The organism is Nitratireductor sp. GZWM139, from assembly GCF_030068685.1.
GTDB lineage: Bacteria > Pseudomonadota > Alphaproteobacteria > Rhizobiales > Rhizobiaceae > Nitratireductor > Nitratireductor aquimarinus.
Genome location: NZ_JAMQML010000010.1, coordinates 167,716 through 186,818, shown reverse-complemented (window position 1 = coordinate 186,818; position 19,103 = coordinate 167,716). Strand labels below are relative to the sequence as shown.

The window sequence follows — 19,103 nt, the reverse complement described above, 5'->3', positions numbered from 1 at the left end:
GGTTCGGGGTGAAGACGGCGCGCCAGGCGCGGGCGATTGGCGAGGCGGCAGACGGCGTTGTCGTTGGCAGCGCCATCGTGGCGACCATCGCGCAGTGTTACGACGCCGATGGCAACAGGGTCGAAGACCCCGCCGAGGCCGTTGCGACCCTCGTCAAAGGGCTTGCGGACGGTGTGCGCTCAAAGCAGATGGCGTAACGCTTTTCCCGATCTGAATTCTTGGCCCAATGCAGCGATCTGTTTAAGGATCGCCGCAGCTTTCTCGCCAAGGATACCCCAGATGATTGCCTGGTCGATCTTCATTCCGGCCTGTTTCGCGTTGAACTGCGCCCCCGGCCCGAACAACATGCTGACCTTTTCCAACGCGGCGCGGCTTGGCTTTGTGCCGGCGCTTCTGGGTGGACTTGGCCGCATGCCGGCTTTCGTTTTCCTGATCGCGGTCACCATTGTCGGGCTCGGCGCGGTGCTGGCGGCGTCTGCCACGGCCTTCACCATCATCAAACTGGTGGGTGCGGCCTATCTCATTTATGTGGGCATCCAGTTCTGGCGCAAGGCGCGCGCGCTGGCGAGCGCTACTTCGCTGGATTCAGCCATCGGCAAACTGATGCGCCGCGATTTCGTGATTGCCATCAGCAACCCGAAGGCGATTGCCGTCTTCACCGCTTTCTTCCCGCAGTTCATCGACGCGACGCAGCCGGCCTGGAGCCAGCTTGCCGCCATGGGCGGGGTGTTCCTCGCGCTCGAAGTGGTTGCTGTCGCGCTTTACGTGGTCAGCGGCGTCGTGCTTGGCAAACTGCTGAAATCCGAGCGCGTTTTCGTCCATCTGAACCGGTTGGTGGGGGCGGTTCTGATCGTTTCTGGCGGAACCATGGCAGTTTCGCGGAATTAGCACGGAATCAAGGGAAAAATGCTGCGGATTGCCGCAGTGTCGGGCCTTCACTTCGCCGCGACAAAATGCTCTATTCCGGCCGTCTCATCCGGCGCACCCTCCCGGCAGCCGGAGTTCAAGATTTCCATATCCAGGCTGCCCGGCTCAGGTCGGGATCAGCTTTGTTTGTGCCAGAGGATTAGCAATGACCGTGAGAAAAGTTCCCGACGTCACGTTCCGCACGCGCGTTCGCGACGAGTCGATCGAAGGCCCGAACCCGTTCCGCTGGGAAGACAAGACGACTGCCGACTTCTTTGGCGGCAAGCGCGTTGTCCTGTTCTCCCTGCCGGGCGCCTTCACCCCCACCTGCTCGACCTACCAGCTTCCCGATTTCGAGAAGCTCTACCCGGAATTCCAGGCCGAGGGCATCGACGAGATCTACTGCATCTCCGTCAACGACGCTTTCGTGATGAACGCCTGGGGCAAGGCTCAGGGCCTCAACAACGTCAAGCTCATTCCGGATGGCTCGGGTGAGTTCACCCGCAAGATGGGCATGCTCGTTGCCAAGGACAATCTCGGCTTTGGCATGCGCTCCTGGCGTTACGCCGCCGTGGTCAACAACGGCGTGATCGAGAAGTGGTTCGAGGAAGAAGGCTTCTCCGACAACTGCGAGAGCGATCCGTATGGCGTTTCCTCGCCGCAGACCGTTCTGGAAGCTCTGAAGGCCGGCGAAGCGCAGGCTGCCTAAGCTTTTTGAAGCATCGAATTGAAAGGCCCGGATGGCATCGCCATCCGGGCCTTTTTCTTTATGGCGGCCTATTCGACCAGAGACGGCCAGTCGCCGTGCAGATCCGCTCCGCGCCCTTCGATCTCGAAGCCGTGGGAGCCGAAGAAGTCGCGCTGGCCCTGAATGAGATTGGCCGTGCCGCGCGCCTGCCGGTAGCTGTCGAAATAGGAAAGCGCCGAAGAAAGGCAGATCAGCGGCAGCTCGCCCAGCGCGCCGGTGGCGACCACGCGGCGAAGCGCGGGGCTTGCCTCTTTCATCAGTTCCGCGAAATCCGGGACCATCAGGAGATTGGTGGCCGCATCGCCGGCAAAGGCGCTCGCCATCTGGTCGAGGAAGCGGGAGCGGATGATGCAGCCGGCACGCCAGATCCTGGCGATGGTGGCGAGTTCGAGCCCCCAGCCCTGTTCTTCGGAAGCGCGGGCGATGACGGAGAAGCCCTGCGTGTAAGAAACGATCTTGCCGGCAAGCAGCGCCTTTTCCAGATCGTCGATGGAGATGTCGACCTTGCCTTCGCGCTTGCCGTAAAGCGCTTCCGCCGCGATGCGCTCCTGCTTGCGCGACGAGATGGAACGGGCTGCGACTGCACCCTCGATGGCCGTTGCCGGCACGCCGAGTTCCTGCGCGGCGATTGCCGACCAGACGCCGGTGCCCTTCTGCCCTGCCCTGTCGAGAATGATGTCCACGAGCGGCCTGTCGCTCTCGCCATCAATGGCTTCGAGCACATGCCCCGTGATCTCGATCAAATAGGAGTTGAGCGGGCCTTCATTCCAGCGCTTGAAAACTTCCGCGCAGGCTGCGGCGTCCATGCCGAGCCCGTCGCGCATCACGCCATAGACCTCGGCGATCATCTGCATGTCGCCATATTCGATACCGTTGTGGATCGTCTTGACGAAATGGCCGGCCCCGCCCTCTCCAAGCCAGGCAACGCAGGGCTCGCCCTTGAATTTTGCGGCAATGGAGGTGAGCACGGCCTCCGCGTCATGCCATTGCGCCTTGGAACCGCCGACCATGATGGAGGGGCCATGGCGCGCGCCTTCGGCGCCACCGGAAACGCCGACGCCAAGATATCCGATGCCTTTGGGCTTCAGATAGTCGAAACGGCGCTGCGTGTCGCTGAAGAGCGAGTTGCCGCATTCCAGAATGGCGTCGCCCTCATCAAGCAATGGCAGAAGCTGTTCGATCATGTCGTCGACCGGTTTGCCGGCCTTGACCATGATGATGATGGAACGCGGTTTCTTTACCGACTGCACGAAGGCAGCGAGGTCTGCCTCTGGCAGGACGCGCTCGGCCAGGCCTTCGGTGCGGGCCTGCTCGACAAAGGCGTCGATCTTGGGCGTGGAGCGGTTGTTGACGGCGATCGTGTGCCCCTTCTCGGCGATGTTGAGGGCGAGGTTCGCACCCATGACTCCGAGGCCGATCAGGCCGATATCCGCTTTCGACATTCTTCAATTCTCCGGTTCGTCAGAAGTAGGTTCTGACCTTGGGGCGGCACTATGCACCAGGCGATGTTTCGATGCATCCGCGCCAGTGTGGAAAGTGTTGTGAATCAACCGGCGACATGCACCTCGACGCGGGCATCGGAAAGCGCCTTCGCCAGGGGGCCGGTTGGCTGCTCGTTGGTGACAAGGCCGGTGAGCGCGGAAAGCGGCTCGACCGTGGCGAGCAGATTGACGTCGAACTTGGAGTGATCGACGAGAAGATAGCTTTCCAGAGACTGGCGCAGCATGGCGCGCTTGACGCCAACGGCAAGCCGGTTGACCTCGGTGATGCCCCCGGCTGTCAGCCCGCTCGCGCCGATGAAGGCGCGGTTGGCATTGTAGCGGGCGATGAAATCGATGGTTTCAGCGCCGTAGATGCCCACCTCGCGGGCCATGAAATCGCCCGGACAGATGACCACCTGAATGGTTTCGTTCTGCGCCAGGGCGGAAGCGACGGCGACGCTGTTGGTAAGTACGGTGAGGTTGCGTGCGACTGAGGCAAGACTGAGCGCAAACTGATGCGTGGTGGAGCCGGCGTCGATCATCAGCACTTCGCCGGGGCGAACCAGTTCGGCGGCGCGGGCCGCGATCATGGCCCGCTCCTCGATACGCGCCCGGTCGCGCTCTCCAAATGGCGGCTGTGCGCCCATCGGCGCGATGGAAGCGCCGCCATAGGCCCGGCGGATCAGCCCTTCCTGGCTGAGCGCCTCGACATCGCGGCGTACTGTTTCGGTCGACACGCCAAACCGCGTGGCAAGCTCTGAAGTGCGCACATGTGGATGGTGCTGCAACTCCAGAAGGATCTGTTCGCGGCGGGCGGTTTTCCTGAGACGCGCCATCAGCTCTCCCTGGCTTGAAGGATCGCGTCGGCCACTTCGGCAAACCCTGCGCCGCCGGCTTTCTGCGTGATCCATTTGGGCGGCGGGACCGTGCCGTCCTGAAAGTCGGCAAAATTGGCCACGCCAATGCTGTTTTCGAAGAAGCCGAACATGGGTGCGTCGTTCGGGGAATCGCCTACGAAAATCACTTTGTCACCCGCTTTTTCGAGGTCGAGGCCATAACGCCGGGTAAACAGGCTACGGGTCATCGCCAGTTTGTCGTACTGGCCAAACCATCCATTGACATGAATGGATGACACTTTCGCAACAGCGCCGGCCTCTTCGAAAGAGGTCACGATCTGGGCGATCTCGGCGTCGTCGAGGCGCGGGCCGTCTTCGGCGAAATCGATGGCGAGATCCGCCTCGCGGAATGTCTGGTCCGCAGAAAGACGCGCGCGCGGAACTGCCCTGAAGATGACATCGGCGAGCACATTCAGCCGGCGACGGCCCTCGCTCCGCTCCTCGGCAGACTGTGCGAATTCGCGGGTCATGCCGCCCTGTGGCGAGCAGGCGAAATAAAACGCGCCGTTCTCGCCGACAACCGCATCGACAGGCCAGAGCCGGGCAATGAGATCACACCAGCCGGCCGGGCGACCGGTGACCGGCACAACCGTGATGCCCGCCTCATGGAGCTGTTCCAGCGCGTGATAGGCTTGGGCCGGAAGACGGCCTTCGGTGGTCAGCGTGTCGTCGATATCGGTGAGAACGAATTCAATGCCGGCCAGCCGCTCGGCGGACATTTCACCAAAGGGTTTCGGAGCCGGAACCCCGGTCATCACGTTTTCCGCCGTCACTGCCGCCACCGCATGCTTCTCCAAAACTGAGCGTTTTGCCAAGCTTGTAGCTGTATTTTTCTGCGTTTTCGAGGGTTTTCCAAATTCTGAATATTTGAATGTTGCAAATTACCACAAAAATTCGATACGATTTTTGCAATCGGATGCACTCCATCGCGTCTGAAAGGGAGAGGTGGGCCGAAAAGCCCACATTGGAGGAGAAACGAACATGCCCATGACGACCGACACCCGTTTTGCCGGGGGCGCCGCAGCGGCGCTGTTTGGCCTGTCCGCACTGCTGGCCGGCACCGCCGCGCAGGCGCAGGATTGCGCCAATCGCGGCCAGCTGGACGCGATGTATTGCGACGCCAATGAAGATCTGGTGGCGGACACGCCGAGCGACCCGTCAAAGCTTTCCAACCCTGACACGCTGGTTTTCGCCTACACGCCGGTGGAAGACCCCGCGATCTATGAGGACATCTGGGAGCCCTTCATCGCGCATCTGGAGGACGTGACCGGCAAGGACGTGCAGTTCTTCGCCGTGCAGTCGAACTCTGCCGAGGTGGAAGCGATGCGCAGCGGCCGCCTGCACATTGCCGGCTTCTCGACCGGTCCGACGCCGTTTGCCGTCAATCTCGCCGGCGCTGTGCCATTCGCCATCATGGGATCGGAAGACGGCCGCTTCGGCTACAAGCTGCAGGTCTACACCCGCAAGGATTCCGGCATCAACGAGATGGGCGACCTGAAGGGCAAGCGCATTGCCCACACCTCGCCCACTTCCAACTCGGGCAATCTCGCACCGCGCGCGCTGTTCCCTGGGCTCGGCGTTGTGCCGGAGCAGGATTACGAGGTTGTCTATTCCGGCTCGCACGACCAGTCCATGCTGGGCGTGGTGGCTGGCGACTATGACGCCGCACCGGTGGCTTCTGAAGTCGTGGACCGCATGGCCGAGCGCGATCTCTACGATCCGGAAGAGGTGAAGATTGTCTGGGAGTCCGATCCGTTCCCGACCACTTCCTACACCTATGCGCACGACCTCGATCCGGCGCTGGTGGAAAAGATCAAGGAGGCCTTCTTCTCCTTTGATTTCGCAGGCACCGCGCTTGGCGAGGAGTTCTCGGGCGTGAGCAAGTTCGTGCCCGTGACCTATCAGAAGGACTGGGCCGTGATCCGCGAGATCCAGAAGGCGAATGGCGTGGAATATACGCCGCAGGGCCTCGCAAAAGAGTGACGTTACTGCGGGCGTGAGACCCCGGGGCTCGGTCTCCGCCCGCTTTTTTCACTCATCTGTTTTCGGAGTTGATGCATGCTGAAAATTTCGCAGCTGGTGAAGCGCTATGGCAATGGCGCGCCGGTTCTCAAAGGGCTGGACCTGGAGGTGCCGGGCGAAAGCGTCGTCTCCATCATCGGCGCTTCCGGCGCGGGCAAGAGCACGCTGCTGCGCTGCATCAACCGGCTTGTGGAGCCGAGCTCCGGCACGATCGAGCTCAATGGCCTGATGCTGACCGACCTCAAGGGCGCGAAGCTGCGCGCGGCACGCCGGCGCATCGGCATGATCTTCCAGGGTTTCAATCTGGTGGACCGGCTGACCGTGATGGAGAATGTGCAGTCGGGCCGGCTCGGTTATCTGCCGCTGTGGCGTGCAGCCTTCCGGCGGTATCCAAAAGAAGATATCCGCCGCGCCTACGAACTGATGGAGCGCGTGGGCATCGCCCATTACGCCAACAAGCGGGCGGACGAACTCTCCGGCGGTGAACGCCAGCGCGTCGGCGTTGTGCGGGCGCTGATGCAGGAACCGGAAATCCTGCTTGCCGACGAGCCGACGGCTTCGCTCGATCCGAAGACGTCCGAGCAGATCATGGAATTGCTGCGGGCGCTCTCGCGCGAATTCTCGCTGCCGGTTCTGATCAACATTCACAATGTGGCGGAAGCCAAGCAATACACCGACCGCATCGTCGGCATGCGTTATGGCCGCATCATTTTCGATGCCGAGCCCGACGCGCTCGACAAGGCGGCCATGGACGAAATTTATGCCGGTGTGCCGGCTGAAGAGCGCGGCGAGATGGACAATGTCACGCCGCTGAGGGCTCAGAAGGCATGAGCACCACAACCTCTTCCGTGCCGGACACCTGGCGCAAACCGCCGATGATCGCCAATCCCGTGCTGCGTTATGGGCTGCTCATCGCGGTGGCGCTCTATATCGGCTGGGCAGTGTTCATGCTGCCGATAGACTGGAACCGCGTAGCACAGGGCATGACGCGCGCCGCGCGCATCTTCAATGGCGCGTTTCCGCCAAGCTTCGAGCGCAGCGGGCTTCTCATCGACGGTTTTCTTGAAAGCCTGAAGATTGCCATTCTGGCAACGGTGGGTGGTGTTCTGCTCTCCATCCCCATCGCCTTCATGGCCGCCAGGAACCTCGCGCCGCGCCCGATCTTTCTTCTTGGACGCGGCCTCATCATCGTGGCGCGCAGCTTCCATCCGGTCATCGTGGCAATCATCTTCGTGAAGGCAGTCGGCTTTGGTCCGTTCGCGGGCGTTTTGACGCTGATCGTCTATTCGATTGGCTTTGTCGCCAAGATGCTGGCCGAGCGCATCGAGGAGATCGACTGGGGTCAGGTGGAAGCCATGCGCGCCGTGGGTGCGGGCTATTTTCCGACACTGATCTACGCGGTTTTTCCGCAGATCATGCCGCGTCAGATCGGCCTCAGCATCTATCAGCTCGACAGCAATCTGCGCGCTTCGGCAGTGGTTGGCATTGTGGGCGCCGGTGGCATCGGCTCGACGCTCGCAAACGCCTTCGGGCGCTATGATTATGACTTCGCATTGGCCATCACCATCGTCATCGTCGCCGTTATTCTGGTGAGCGAGGCGATCAGCGGCCAGATCAGGAAACGGATATGGTGAGCATGGACACGACCCCGGAAGAGTGGGCGCGCTATACCCCGCGTGAGCGGTTGCAGCGCTACGCAATCTTCCTTCTTGCCGTGATCACCATTATCTGGGCCCTGACCAGCATTGATGTGATCTGGCCCTGGGTGTTCGACGCGCCGCAGCAGATGGGCGATCTGTTCAGCCGCATGGTGCCGCCGGATGTGACGAACCTGCCGAACATATTGTGGGTGCTTCTGGAGACGGTGAATATCGCCACCATCGCCACGGCAATCGCCGTGTTCGTCTCCCTGCCCGTCGCCTACATCTCGGCGCAGAACACAACGCCCAATGCGGCGACGCTCTGGCTTGGCCGTCTCATTCTGGTCTCCAGTCGTTCGGTGAACACGATCATCTGGGCGCTGCTGTTCGTGGCGATTTTCGGTCCCGGCATCGTGGCGGGCATCATCGCCATCATGTTCCGCTCCATCGGCTTCATCGGCAAACTTCTCGGCGAAGCCATCGAGGAGATCGACCGGCGGCCGGTGGAAGCGCTGGAAGCGACCGGCGCATCGCGCCTCAAGGTCATTCTCTACGCAATCGTGCCGCAGGTCATGCCCACCTTCTGGGCCGTGGCGATCCTGCGCTGGGACATCAATCTGCGGGAATCGACGGTGCTCGGCCTTGTCGGCGCGGGCGGTATCGGTCTCATCCTGCAAAGCGCCATTGACACGTTCAACTGGCAGGAAGCGGCCACCGTTCTCCTCGCCATTCTGGCGCTGGTGGTTCTGGGTGAGGTTGTTTCAGCCTGGCTGCGCAAGCGGATCATGTAGACGGGGAGATGCCGGCCCAACGGCCGGCACCCGGAAACAATGCGACAATGTTGTCGGCTTACACCTGAGCGATAAGGGCCCCGCTCGCACCGCCGGCCACGGCGCCGAGAGCAGCGCCAGCGGCCGTGCCATTGGCGGCGCCGACCGCAGCTCCGATGGGGCTTCCAACGGCCAGGCCAAGACCACCGGCCGCAATGGCGCTCGTGGCGACGTCACCTGCCGGCGTTCCGCCGCCGCCAAAGCTTAAAGGTGAGTCTAACGCTGTAGAGAATAATTTATGAGTATTCATAAAAGGACTTTTATTTAAAAATATTTATAATATAGAAGATATAGAAACTAATATGCATTTTTTATTTTCTTTTAAATGAGCGCTTCGTCAACCAGGGTTTCTGGACGACTTCAGAAGCCCGAACCTGCGGCTTGCATATTGGCGCGATTTTGAACATTTGCTATTTAAAAATATCAAATGTAACATATGGGTATCAAAGCTGCTCCGCATCCATCGAACACGCGCCTCGGAATGGCCTCATCGATGGCATCAAAGACAGGCTTTAAATATGATCAGGTCCGCTTTCTGCAGGGCTTAATTGAGGTGATATGAGCGGTTCCGTCTTCTTTCTGCACATGGCTGGCGCAGTGGCCCTGCTCCTGTGGGCAACACGCATGGTGCGCACGGGCGTCGAGCGCGCCTATGGCAATGTGTTGCGCCAGCGTCTGCGACAGACGCTGGGAAACCCGGTTCTGGCGGCGCTGACCGGCCTTCTGCTTTCCATCGCCCTGCAGAGCTCGACCGCCGTAACGCTGCTTGTCGGCTCCTTTGCCGGGCTCGGCATTGTTACCGGCCTTTCCGGCATTCTTGCCGTGCGCGGTGCGGAAGTGGGGTCTGCACTTGTCGTCAAGATCCTGAGTTTCGACCTGACGCTGCTCGTGCCGCTGTGCCTTCTGTTCGGCACAAGCATTTTTCTCGCGACAGAGCGCCGGCAGTGGCGGCAGTTCGGGCGCATACTGGTTGGTGTCGGACTGCTCATTCTTTCGCTTGAAATGATGGGCGAGGCATCCGAACCCCTGCGGCAGAGCACCATCGTGCCGATCATTGTCGGCTATCTTTCCAGCGATCCGATCACGGCCTTCCTGCTTGCAGCCGTGGTGACCTATCTTTTCCATTCGAGCATCGCGGCTGTTCTGCTGCTGACGACATTTGCGGCGCGTGGCATCGTCTCACCGGAGCTGGGCATCGTGATGGTTCTGGGTGTCAATCTGGGCAGCTCGTTCATCGCCCCCATGCTCACCCGCAGTTCGCCGCCGGCCTATCGCGTGGTGCCTCTTGGCAACCTTCTGATGCGCGGGTTGGGTTCGGTCGTTCTGCTGGTGGCCTTCATTGTCTTCGCGCCCACGCTGGAGCAACTGGGGAGCGATCCCGCAGATCGCATCATCCACGCCCATATCGCCTTCAACGTTCTGATCCTGATTGCCGGCATTCCGCTCTCGCGGCTGATCCTAAAGGCGACCGAGGCGATCGTCGCGCTGCAGTCTCCACCGGAGAAGGACAAGGAAGAGGAACCTCTTCTGGCGGAAGCCAGCGCGCTGGACGCCTCCGCGCTCGACAACCCGCATCAGGCGCTCGCCAATGTGACACGCGAAACGGTGCGCATGTGCGAGACCGTCGAGTTCATGCTGTGCCGCATTCTGGAGCTTTATGAAAAGGCCGACCGCAAATCCATCGATGCGCTTGCCGCCGTTGACGACACGGTTGACCGGCGTCATGCCGCCATCAAACTGTATCTGGCGCGCATCACACGACAGGACATGACGGAGGAGGATTCCCGCCGTTGTCAGGAACTGCTCGGTGTCTGCGTGAAGCTGGAGCAGGTCGGCGACATCATCGTTCGCAACATGCTTGCGCATGTCGAGAAGAAGATGGAGCGTGGTGTGGAATTCACCGAGGAAGGCTGGCGCGAGCTTGCCAGTTTCCATGCTTCGGTTCTGGCCAATGCGCGGCTTGCGTTCAATCTGCTCGTGACACAGGACACGGAGACCGCGCGCGAACTGGTCATGGAAAAGGACCGGCTTCGCGACGTGGAAAAGGAAACGAGCCAGCGCCATTTCGAGCGTCTGCGCCAGGGAACGGAGCAGAGTGTGGAGACCAGTTCGATCCACCTCGACACGATCCGCGATCTCAAGCAGATCAACTCGCTTCTCGCGACATTTGCCTATCCCGTGCTCGAAGAGCGCGGTCTTCTGAGCGGTTCGCGGCTGAAGCCGGACTGAATCTTTACTCCACTTGATTGGGGTTCACCCGTTGATCAGTCGAATATAAATGAATATAGATCTTGAAAACGGAGAGATGATAAAATGATATTATGCAGAATAGTATTGGAGCATATAAGATGAAGGCAATAGTGTGATTTGATAAACAGGTCATTTTGTCTTCTGTGTTTGCACCCAAGACAAGAGTGACAATGACGACCTACCGTGTTTCCGGAGCTCGTGCTCCCGTCATCATCAACGCTGACATTCCTCCCAAAAAAGCGCCGCCCCCCACGCGCCCGTCCCATTCTCAACCCAAACGGCGCATCGAAACTCCGACCGTGTCGACAATTCGTGGAACTGGCCTGTCGACCTCACTGTCGACGCTGGTCACGGACCAAACCTACAGGGCAATCAACAAGACTGCCGCGCGCACCCGGAAAGACATGCCGGACATCAAGGCGATGGCGCGCGAGGCAATGAGCGCAATCGTCAAGCGCCTCACGGGCAAGACGGTCGACCCGGATCACCTCTACCTGAACACATTCTCTGCGGCGCAATCCTCGCGAACGAGCTTCACGGGCTGGGAACATGCAGACAGTCCGAAGACCTCGATATCGCTCACCCAGCTTCTTCTGAGAAACTTTGGCGCGACGATGCAGGAGATGCTGCCATCCGATCTCCAGCTCAATGCCGGCGTCTACAGAGCGGGCAAAGGCGAGGCATTCTACGGAGCACCAAACGAGTTTCCACTCTCGGTCGCTGCACTTCGGGACGCGATATGGGCGGAAGATTTTCAGACCAGAGTGCAGGATCGGCTCCGCGACTTCTGGAAGGACCATTTCCAGGATGTGCGCATTCTCGTAGAAGCACAGTTTCTGGCAGAAGTCGCAAGGGCGAAGGAAGAGATGTTTCTCTCGCCCGAAGGGCACGCTCTCGCCCGAAGTGTCTCGGTCGACCTCGCCGACCCACAAAGCGGGATTTCTCTCTCTGGCCTCGGCAAGAGCGCCGTTCCCGTCGAAGACACGATTGTTCGCCGTCTTGACATAAACGGCTACGCCTCAAGCGATATTCTGCTGCTCAGCGACAAGAGTGGGCGCACCATTCTCTATTTGCCGGGTGAAAAGAAAGCCCTGCATGAATTCCAGAGCGAGGATGCGCTGAAAGAATGGATCAGGCTGCAGGCCTCCTCAAGGAAGGGCCGGAAAATGCTGGAACGGCATTTCTCGCTCTACTGTCGCCAGGACGGGGTCTGGTATACGGGTGTCAGAAACGCTCTCAAGAAGCTGGGAACGGGCGCCTGGAAGTCAGGCATAAACACGCGGAACTTTCGGGTCTCCGGTGATGTCTTCCATGTGCTTGCAAACAATATGCGCGCGCGCAGCAACAGCGATGCCGACACGCTGATCAAGTCTGACAGCGAAGTGTCGCGCGACCGATGGCTGGAGCAAATACAGACATTCAACGATGTGTTCTGGCCCGTCACGATGCTTGTGCCGGGCCTGGAGGGCGCTTTTCTGGTGGGCAATCTGGGCAGCGAGCTGGCGCTGGAGACCAACCGGGCTGTGACCGGCGACACCTATGAAGAGCGCAGCGCAGCAAGTCAGTCTGCCATACTCACGGGAAGCGCCATACTGATTGGTGGCGCGTTGAGCGCCGGCGCACGGTCGATTGCAGAGCGAACAGGCGATTTGTCTCCAGTGGCGGAGCCGCCACATCTGGCGACAGGTACAGAGCAACCCATTGTTGATCGTCCTCCTTATCGGGGAGCGCTCAGCCGCCGGGCGCAGATGACGATGAACAGCATGGGCTACGTCCTGTCTGAGCTACCGGAAGACATTGCCTACGATGCAATGAACGACGTGGTTGAGCGAATGAAGGAACGCGTCGACGCCCTGCGTCACAAATTCGAGGATCTTGGGCGTGAGCCGGATGAGACGGGGCGATTTGGCAATCACCATCTTGTCTATCGGGTGGATGATTTCCGCCCGGAACAGCTGCTGAACGCCGGTGTGTTTCGCCCTTCATACGAGTTCAACGCAATTTCCAACATGCTGAATGAGCCGGCGACGATCGGCAGCGGTTCCCTGATCGGCAGCGACAATGTTCTGGCCGCGTGGCGCAGGGACAGGTGGTCGCGCAACCCCCTTTATCAATACGCAATCGTGACTGAAGACGGCCGCGTCGCGGCCAATCTTGATGGCGGCGGTGAAGACATCGAACACTTTGATGAAGTGCATTTTCGCCCGCCGCTGGCAAAGAATGTCTACCTGCTCGACTCGACCGATCCGAAGGTGCGGAAGATGATTGCGGACATCGTCGCTTCGCCGAACATAAACACCAGTTATGGCGTGCCGCTGCAGGTGTTTTCCGATTATTCAAAAGGGCGTCTCAGGCTTCATGACGGGCCGTTGCCGGCACAGTCATCGAATATTCCATACGGTATAGATCCGCTCGAAGCGATTGACCTGAAGGACGGCGAGATCGAGCCCGTCAGCCCGTCACGGCAAAACTGGCAGCGCATCCGCGAATGGATCGATGCGCTGCCGGATCCGGAAGGGGGTGAAACAGCAGCCGTCGCGACGGGCTCTACTTCGTAGCGGCCCGCAGGCCTTCCATGAACGCGCCGCCAAGCTGGGTTTCGCCGAACCAGTTCAGCCGGTTCATGGTGGCGAAGCCTTCGGCAATGAGGCTGTTCTCATCGCCCTTGCGGCTTGAATGCGCGCGGCCGCGTGGCACGATCAGCTCGATCTCGTCGCCATTTTCCCGAACGATCTCGGTCTTGCGCGCAATCTTGTCGCGACCGATGGTCGGCTGGGCGATGGGGGCTGGCAGATCGGCCGGAAGATTGACGCTGAGCCAATGGCCTTCCATGGCCCACTCGCTGCGCGTCTGCCAGAGACGTTCGATGAAGCGGGCCAGCCATGCGGCGTCCCCTTCGCGCACATTGGCCTCCTTCACGCGGGAGAAACCGATGGCGGGAATGCCCCAGAAGGTCGCCTCGCGGGCGATGCCAAGCGTGCCGGAATAGGCGAGATCCTCACCGACATTGCGCCCGTCATTGACGCCGCCAACAACGAGATCGGGCTTCTTGCCATCGTTGAAGAGCCAGCCCATGGAGGTCACGATGCAATCGGCTGGCGTGCCCGAGCAGGAGAAACGGCGCTCGCCGAGGCGGCGCATGGTGATCGGGCGCGCGACCGTGAGCGACGGGCCGGCGGCCGTGCGCTTGCCGTCCGGCGCGACCACCCAGACATCGTCCGTCAGGAGGGATGCCGCTTTGGCCGCCAGCGCAATGCCGGGAGCTTCGATGCCGTCGTCATTGGAAATCAGAATGCGCATATATCGTCTCTTTGTCGATCTGGTAGGTGTCACCGGTGCGAGTGCCGGTCAGAAGGGCGGGAATGTGCTGATGAAGCGCGTCGAGCGCGGCCGCATCACAGGAATGGCCGATCAGCGCCGGACGTCCGGCGGCTTCCCATAACGCAACATTCTCGGGCAGCGTGGGGTGCGTCGGCATGCGGATCCAGGCCGCTGCGCCCTGGTCTACGAGCCGTGCGCCGGGCGAGCCTTTCGGCAGGTGCCCGCTCAACAGGATCGGATAGCCGGCAAGCTCTGCTGCGGCGAGCGCCGGACGGGAAGGCCCGGCGACACCCATACCGTCATGGACCAGCAGAGGGCATGCAGGCAGCGCCTCTCCCACATTCCAGTCGCGTGCGGCGGCAAGCCGTCCGGCAAGAACGTCAACACGGTCTTCATGCACGGCGCCGGGCGCATGGATCTGCGCAGACAACGCCTCGCGCATGCCGGCCTCGATGGCGAATGGCACATCGATGGCGGCGATCAGCTCCAGCGAACGACCGGAGAGCGGTGTCGGCAGAAGGCAGCCATCGGCATAGTCTGCAACCCACTTGGCAATACGCTGGGCGCGTTCCGTGCCGGGAATGGGATCTGCGCCATAGGAGGCGTCGAGGATGAGAAGGTCGCAGGAGGGAAGCGGCTGCATCGGGAAAACAGCGCTTTCGGGCACGATGTCGGCTGAGTAGACCACGCGCCGCCCCTGCCCTTCGACCGAGAACCAGACCCCGCCGACCACATGGCCGGATGCGCCGGTTTCAATCGCGAGCGCGCCGGCAGAAAGCCGCTCGCCCGGCTCGAAAAGCCGGATCTGCGCGTCCTTCGGCATGAACTCCCACAGCTCTGCCGCGTCCGCATACTGGGCGAGCGTTGCCGGCATCTCGGTGCGGGTCTCCGCAGTCATGTAGATCGGGCCGGTATAGCCCTCGCGGATCAGGCGGCACAGCGCGCCGATATGATCCTCATGGGCATGCGAGATGAACAGGGCGTCGATGTCACCGACCGGGCGGGCGAGCACAGGGTAATATTCATCCCCTGTCGCACCCACCTTGATGCCGGCATCGAGCATGATCCGGGTGTTGCCATCGCTGACCGCAACACTGGTTCGTCCCTTTTCGCCGAACCCGCCCTGAAGATCGACCGTTAACATCAGGCTGCACCATCAGCCGGGATGAGCCAGCCCGATGTAATGGCAAGCCTTGCCCGCTGACCGGCCTCGAAGGACACCGGATCGGGCTGGTCGAAATGCAGGCCGAGCTGTGGCGCGGAAGCAGGCTCGAACTCGATGCGTGCAGACCCGCCGCGATAAACGGCGCGTGTGATCGTGCCCTCGAAGCCCGGCTGGCTCGCCCCTACGGATGTGATCTGCGATGCGCGGCAGCAAATGCGCGCGTCCTTGCGCGGCTTCTCGCCCTTGCGGCAGCGCACGACCAGTTCCTGGCCAAGCACGCGCACGCGGCACTGGCCGTCCGCCTCTTCGGTCTCGACATCGGCAGGCAGAACCATGCCCTGCGAGATGAAGGAAGCGACCATCTCGTTGGCCGGCTCATGATAGAGCTCGCGCGGGGTGGCAAGCTGCATCAGGCGACCGTGATCCATGACCGCAATACGGTCTGCCAGCGCCATGGCCTCGGCCTGGTCGTGGGTGATGTAGAGAATGGTCGTGCCGGTGCGCTTGTGGAAGTCGGCGAACTCGTCTTCCATTGAGGCGCGCAGATGCACATCGAGATTGGCCAGCGGCTCGTCGAACAGCACCAGCCGCGGCTCGGCGACGAGACAGCGCGCCAGCGCCACGCGCTGCCGCTGACCGCCGGACAGATTGGCCGGACGGCGGTCGCCATACTGCTCCATATTGACGAGCGCCAGCGCGTTTTTCACGCGCTCCTCACGCTCCGCTTTGGGCACGCGCGCCACTTTGAGCGCGTAACCGATGTTCTCGGACACGCTCATATGCGGCCAGAGCGCGTAGTTCTGGAAGACAATGCCCACGCGGCGCTTTTCCGGCGGCGTGTTGGCCTCGGCAGTGGAGACCTCGCGGTCGCCGATGCGAATGTTGCCGCCGGTGACGGTCTCGAAACCGGCGATCATGCGCAGAAGCGTGGTCTTGCCGCAGCCGGAAGGGCCAAGCACGGCGAGGAACTCGCCATCCGCGACATCGATGGACACATTGTCCAGCGCCTTGGTGTCGCCGAAGGCCTTGGTGACGTTGTTAATGCTCAGTCCCGCCATGGAAGAACTCCGTCCGGTAGTTTGTTTGCAAAGAGGCTGGCGAGCAGCATCAGAAGGAAGGTGGTTGCGACCATGATGGCGGAAACCGCCGCCGCATATTTGGAATCTCCGCCCTGTTCGAAGGAGAAGATGACAACGCCGATGGTCTCCGAACCGGAGGACCACAGGAGCGCAGAAACCGTCAGCTCGCACAGCGCCGTCATGAAGATCAGCAGGCCGCCGGCAATGGCCGCCGGAGCGATGAGCGGGAAGATGATGGTGCGCAGACGCGTGAACAGTCCTGCGCCGGCTACCTGCGCAGCCTCCTCAAGCGCCCGGTCGAGCTGGAAATAGCCCGTGATCGTCGGCCGCACGGCCAGGATCAGGAAGCGCGCGAGATAGGCGTAGAGGATGATCCAGACCGTGTTGTAGATCTGGATGCCGGTGATCGGCATGGGCTTGAGGAACAGGAGCAGCGAGGCAATCGCCAGCACCACGCCCGGCAGCGCATAGGGCAGCTCGATGGCCAGGTTGAGCGCCTTGATCCAGCGCTTGTTGCCCCAGGCGATTACATAGCCGAGCGGGATCGCAACGAAGACGGCGAAGATGGACGCCCCAGCCGAGAGATACAGGCTGTTCAGGAAGGCGCGGCTTGCCGCAGCGTGCTGGAAGATGACGAAGTAATAGTTCTCCAGCGTTGCCGTCTCAGCCGAAAGCGTGACGCCATAGCCCCGCACCAGCGAGGTGAGAATGAGCCCCACCAGCGGCAGAACGAGGATGAACGCGATCAGCACCCACATGCCGAGCTCCACCGGCAGACGCCATGCGCCCAGCTGGTAGGGCGCTGCGGGCAGTGAGGTGGAGGTGATGCGGAAATCGCGCCGGCTCGCAATGCGGTCCTGCATGACGATGCCGACCATGGCGATGATACCGATGAGCACTGAAAGGAACGCGACATCGGAGAGGACATCCGGTCCACCACCGGCCAGGCGCTGATAGATGAGCGTCGGCAGCACAAGATAGTTTGCCGGAATGCCCAGGAAGGCGGGAATGCCGAAATTGCCGACACAGGAAACGAAGGTGAGCGCCGCTGCACCCACAATGGAAGGTGTCATGAGCGGCAGAATGATGGTGCCGAGCACCCGAACCCAGCCGGCGCCGCTGGACTGCGCGGCCTCGACAAGCTCACGCGGCAGCTTGCGCATGCCGGCGCGCACGATCAGGAAGACGAGCGGCGCATACTGGATGCCGAGCAGGAAAACGATGCCTTCGGGCGAATAAAGCGGATTGCGCGTGCCAAGCGGCGGAGCCATGCCCAGCATGTTCAGGAGCGGGCTGGATGGGCCGAAAAGCTGAAGCCAGGCGAGTGCGGTCACCTGCGGCGCGATCATGAGTGGCGTAACAAAGCACAGGACGAAAGCCTGACGCTGACGCACATCCGACAGTGAAACGAGAATGGCGACGGCCACGCCCAGAACCAGCGCGAACAGCGTTCCGCCAAGGCCCACCACCAGCGTGTTCCAGGTGGCGCGCCAGGTCGTTTCATCAATCAGGCCGTTGCGAATGATATCAAGCGAGAACTGACCGCCAGGCAGGATGACTTCCTGCAAAAGCCGCGCCATTGGCAGCAGCGAAAAGATGACGATAAGCGCGACGATCCCCGCTGTCAGGGCCATCTCCTGGCCCTGACGTTCCTTGCGAATAGCGGTCATTCAGATGTGTCCTTAGCCGCCGAACATGGAGGAGAATTTCTCCTTGTTGCCGGCGATCTCGTCGACAACCTTCTTCACATCAACTTTCATGATGCTGATCTCGGTGCCTTCCGGCAGCCAGTCCGGGGAACCGACCGAAGGCTTGGCCGGCAGGTAGCCCTGCGTAAGAGCCAGCTTCTGGCCGTCGTCGGAGAGAATGAAGTCGACGAACTTCTTGGCTGCGTCAGTGTTCTTCGCGGTCGACATGATGGCGACCGGCTCGGTGACGGCGGTGACGCCTTCCTCGGGGAACACGAACTCGATGGGCGAGCCGTCTTTCTTGGCGTTCATGGCCATGAAGTCGACGAGCATGCCATAGGCCTTCTCACCGCTTGCGACGGACTTCAGAACAGCGCCATTGCCGCGCACGGCAACGTGGCCGTTTTCCTTCAGCTTCTCGAAATAGTCCCAGCCGAGGTCGTCACGGTTTGCGAAAGCGGACAGAAGATAGGCTGCTGCACCCGAATAAAGCGGGCTCGGCATGATGGTGAGGTCCTTGTAGGCCTCGCCCGTCAGGTCGGACCAATGCTCCGGCTTTTCGGCAGCGGCCGTGTTGTAGGCGATGCCGGTGGTGATGAGCTTGGAGCCGAAATAGGTCTTGTCGGCGTCATAGGCCGCTTCCTCGAAGCCTTCCACATTGGCTTCGGGATAAGCCATCAGGTGGCCGTCCTTCTTGAGAATTTCCATGCTGACGGCGTCAGCGATGAGGAGAACGTCGGGCTGCGGGCTACCGGCAGCGAACTCGGCTGCAAGCTTGGTCATCAGGTCGCTGGTGCCGGAACGGAAGATCTCTACCTCGATGCCCGGGTTGGCCGCCTTGAAGGCGTCAACGGTCTCGGCGGCGTCAGCGTCGGGCTGCGACGTGTAGAGCACCAGGTTCTCGGCAAAAGCCGCGGTGGACGTGAGCAATGCGGCTGCAAACGCAACCGAGCGAATGGTGGACTGGCGTACCATGGGGTTACTCCTCTGTTTGCTTCTCCGGACATTTAACGCCGGAGCTCCTCCCCTGCATGCGCAATATGACAGGCTTGTAACAAAAGCGCCTCATCATTGAAT

At 61.1% G+C, this 19,103-nt stretch carries 17 protein-coding genes; 9 read left to right on the top strand and 8 right to left on the bottom strand.

Annotated features, from left to right (window positions below; translation table 11 throughout):
• The 3 genes from NDI72_RS14150 to NDI72_RS14140 form a co-directional block, all read left to right on the top strand.
• The coding region (locus NDI72_RS14150; protein WP_283800760.1) for a tryptophan synthase subunit alpha at window positions 1-197 on the top strand (197 nt) is incomplete at its 5' end.
• 82 nt (window positions 198-279) lie between these two features.
• Window positions 280-888, top strand: a complete 609-nt coding sequence (locus NDI72_RS14145) for a LysE family translocator (RefSeq protein ID WP_283800759.1) — start codon at window positions 280-282, stop codon at window positions 886-888.
• A 184-nt stretch (window positions 889-1,072) separates the two neighbouring features.
• On the top strand, window positions 1,073-1,615 hold the full coding sequence (locus tag NDI72_RS14140; RefSeq protein WP_113156973.1) for a peroxiredoxin: 543 nt from the start codon (window positions 1,073-1,075) through the stop codon (window positions 1,613-1,615).
• 68 nt (window positions 1,616-1,683) lie between these two features.
• Here the strand turns inward: NDI72_RS14140 and gnd are convergent, their stop codons facing one another.
• The 3 genes from gnd to NDI72_RS14125 form a co-directional block, all read right to left on the bottom strand.
• Window positions 1,684-3,096 carry an NADP-dependent phosphogluconate dehydrogenase gene (gene gnd, locus NDI72_RS14135; RefSeq protein WP_283800758.1) on the bottom strand — a complete coding sequence of 471 codons (1,413 nt, stop codon included), beginning with the start codon at window positions 3,094-3,096 and terminating at the stop codon, window positions 1,684-1,686.
• Between the two features lie 104 nt (window positions 3,097-3,200).
• Window positions 3,201-3,971: a DeoR/GlpR family DNA-binding transcription regulator gene (locus tag NDI72_RS14130; RefSeq protein ID WP_283800757.1), complete on the bottom strand. Its 771-nt coding sequence runs from the start codon at window positions 3,969-3,971 to the stop codon at window positions 3,201-3,203.
• Window positions 3,971-4,813 (bottom strand): HAD-IIB family hydrolase, encoded by an 843-nt coding sequence (locus tag NDI72_RS14125; protein WP_502888407.1) that lies wholly within the window; start codon window positions 4,811-4,813, stop codon window positions 3,971-3,973. The genes NDI72_RS14130 and NDI72_RS14125 overlap by 1 nt, the downstream gene beginning before the upstream one ends.
• Before the next feature lie 199 nt (window positions 4,814-5,012).
• On the opposite strand from NDI72_RS14125, the gene phnD reads away from it, so the two are divergent.
• The 6 genes from phnD (at window position 5,013) to NDI72_RS14095 (ending at window position 13,331) form a co-directional block, all read left to right on the top strand.
• Complete coding sequence (phnD, locus tag NDI72_RS14120) at window positions 5,013-6,014, top strand: phosphate/phosphite/phosphonate ABC transporter substrate-binding protein (protein ID WP_206544814.1); 1,002 nt, start codon at window positions 5,013-5,015, stop codon at window positions 6,012-6,014.
• A gap of 75 nt (window positions 6,015-6,089) precedes the next feature.
• Window positions 6,090-6,884, top strand: coding sequence for a phosphonate ABC transporter ATP-binding protein (gene phnC / locus NDI72_RS14115; RefSeq protein WP_113156970.1), 795 nt, complete (start codon window positions 6,090-6,092; stop codon window positions 6,882-6,884).
• Window positions 6,881-7,687 (top strand): phosphonate ABC transporter, permease protein PhnE, encoded by an 807-nt coding sequence (phnE, locus tag NDI72_RS14110; protein WP_222474171.1) that lies wholly within the window; start codon window positions 6,881-6,883, stop codon window positions 7,685-7,687. The genes phnC and phnE (NDI72_RS14110) overlap by 4 nt, the downstream gene beginning before the upstream one ends.
• The gene (phnE, locus tag NDI72_RS14105; protein ID WP_283800756.1) at window positions 7,681-8,484 is read left to right on the top strand and encodes a phosphonate ABC transporter, permease protein PhnE; all 804 of its coding nucleotides are present in this window, start codon (window positions 7,681-7,683) and stop codon (window positions 8,482-8,484) included. The genes phnE (NDI72_RS14110) and phnE (NDI72_RS14105) overlap by 7 nt, the downstream gene beginning before the upstream one ends.
• A gap of 597 nt (window positions 8,485-9,081) precedes the next feature.
• Window positions 9,082-10,752, top strand: a complete 1,671-nt coding sequence (locus tag NDI72_RS14100; RefSeq protein ID WP_206548650.1) for a Na/Pi cotransporter family protein — start codon at window positions 9,082-9,084, stop codon at window positions 10,750-10,752.
• Between the two features lie 191 nt (window positions 10,753-10,943).
• Window positions 10,944-13,331: a dermonecrotic toxin domain-containing protein gene (locus tag NDI72_RS14095; RefSeq protein ID WP_283800755.1), complete on the top strand. Its 2,388-nt coding sequence runs from the start codon at window positions 10,944-10,946 to the stop codon at window positions 13,329-13,331.
• On the opposite strand, the gene NDI72_RS14090 is transcribed toward NDI72_RS14095, so the two are convergent.
• From NDI72_RS14090 to NDI72_RS14070, 5 genes are read right to left on the bottom strand one after another with little or no spacing between them, the layout of a single operon-like run.
• Window positions 13,321-14,073, bottom strand: a complete 753-nt coding sequence (locus NDI72_RS14090) for a 5'/3'-nucleotidase SurE (protein ID WP_206544819.1) — start codon at window positions 14,071-14,073, stop codon at window positions 13,321-13,323. The two genes, NDI72_RS14095 and NDI72_RS14090, sit on opposite strands and share 11 nt — an antisense overlap.
• The gene (locus NDI72_RS14085; protein ID WP_283800754.1) at window positions 14,051-15,238 is read right to left on the bottom strand and encodes an MBL fold metallo-hydrolase; all 1,188 of its coding nucleotides are present in this window, start codon (window positions 15,236-15,238) and stop codon (window positions 14,051-14,053) included. The genes NDI72_RS14090 and NDI72_RS14085 overlap by 23 nt, the downstream gene beginning before the upstream one ends.
• On the bottom strand, window positions 15,238-16,317 hold the full coding sequence (locus NDI72_RS14080; protein WP_113156963.1) for an ABC transporter ATP-binding protein: 1,080 nt from the start codon (window positions 16,315-16,317) through the stop codon (window positions 15,238-15,240). The genes NDI72_RS14085 and NDI72_RS14080 overlap by 1 nt, the downstream gene beginning before the upstream one ends.
• The gene (locus NDI72_RS14075) at window positions 16,305-18,008 is read right to left on the bottom strand and encodes an ABC transporter permease (protein ID WP_113156962.1); all 1,704 of its coding nucleotides are present in this window, start codon (window positions 18,006-18,008) and stop codon (window positions 16,305-16,307) included. The genes NDI72_RS14080 and NDI72_RS14075 overlap by 13 nt, the downstream gene beginning before the upstream one ends.
• A gap of 12 nt (window positions 18,009-18,020) precedes the next feature.
• Entirely contained in the window at window positions 18,021-19,001 is a 981-nt protein-coding gene (locus NDI72_RS14070) for an ABC transporter substrate-binding protein (RefSeq protein WP_113156961.1), read from the bottom strand.
• Window positions 19,002-19,103: the final 102 nt, after the last annotated feature.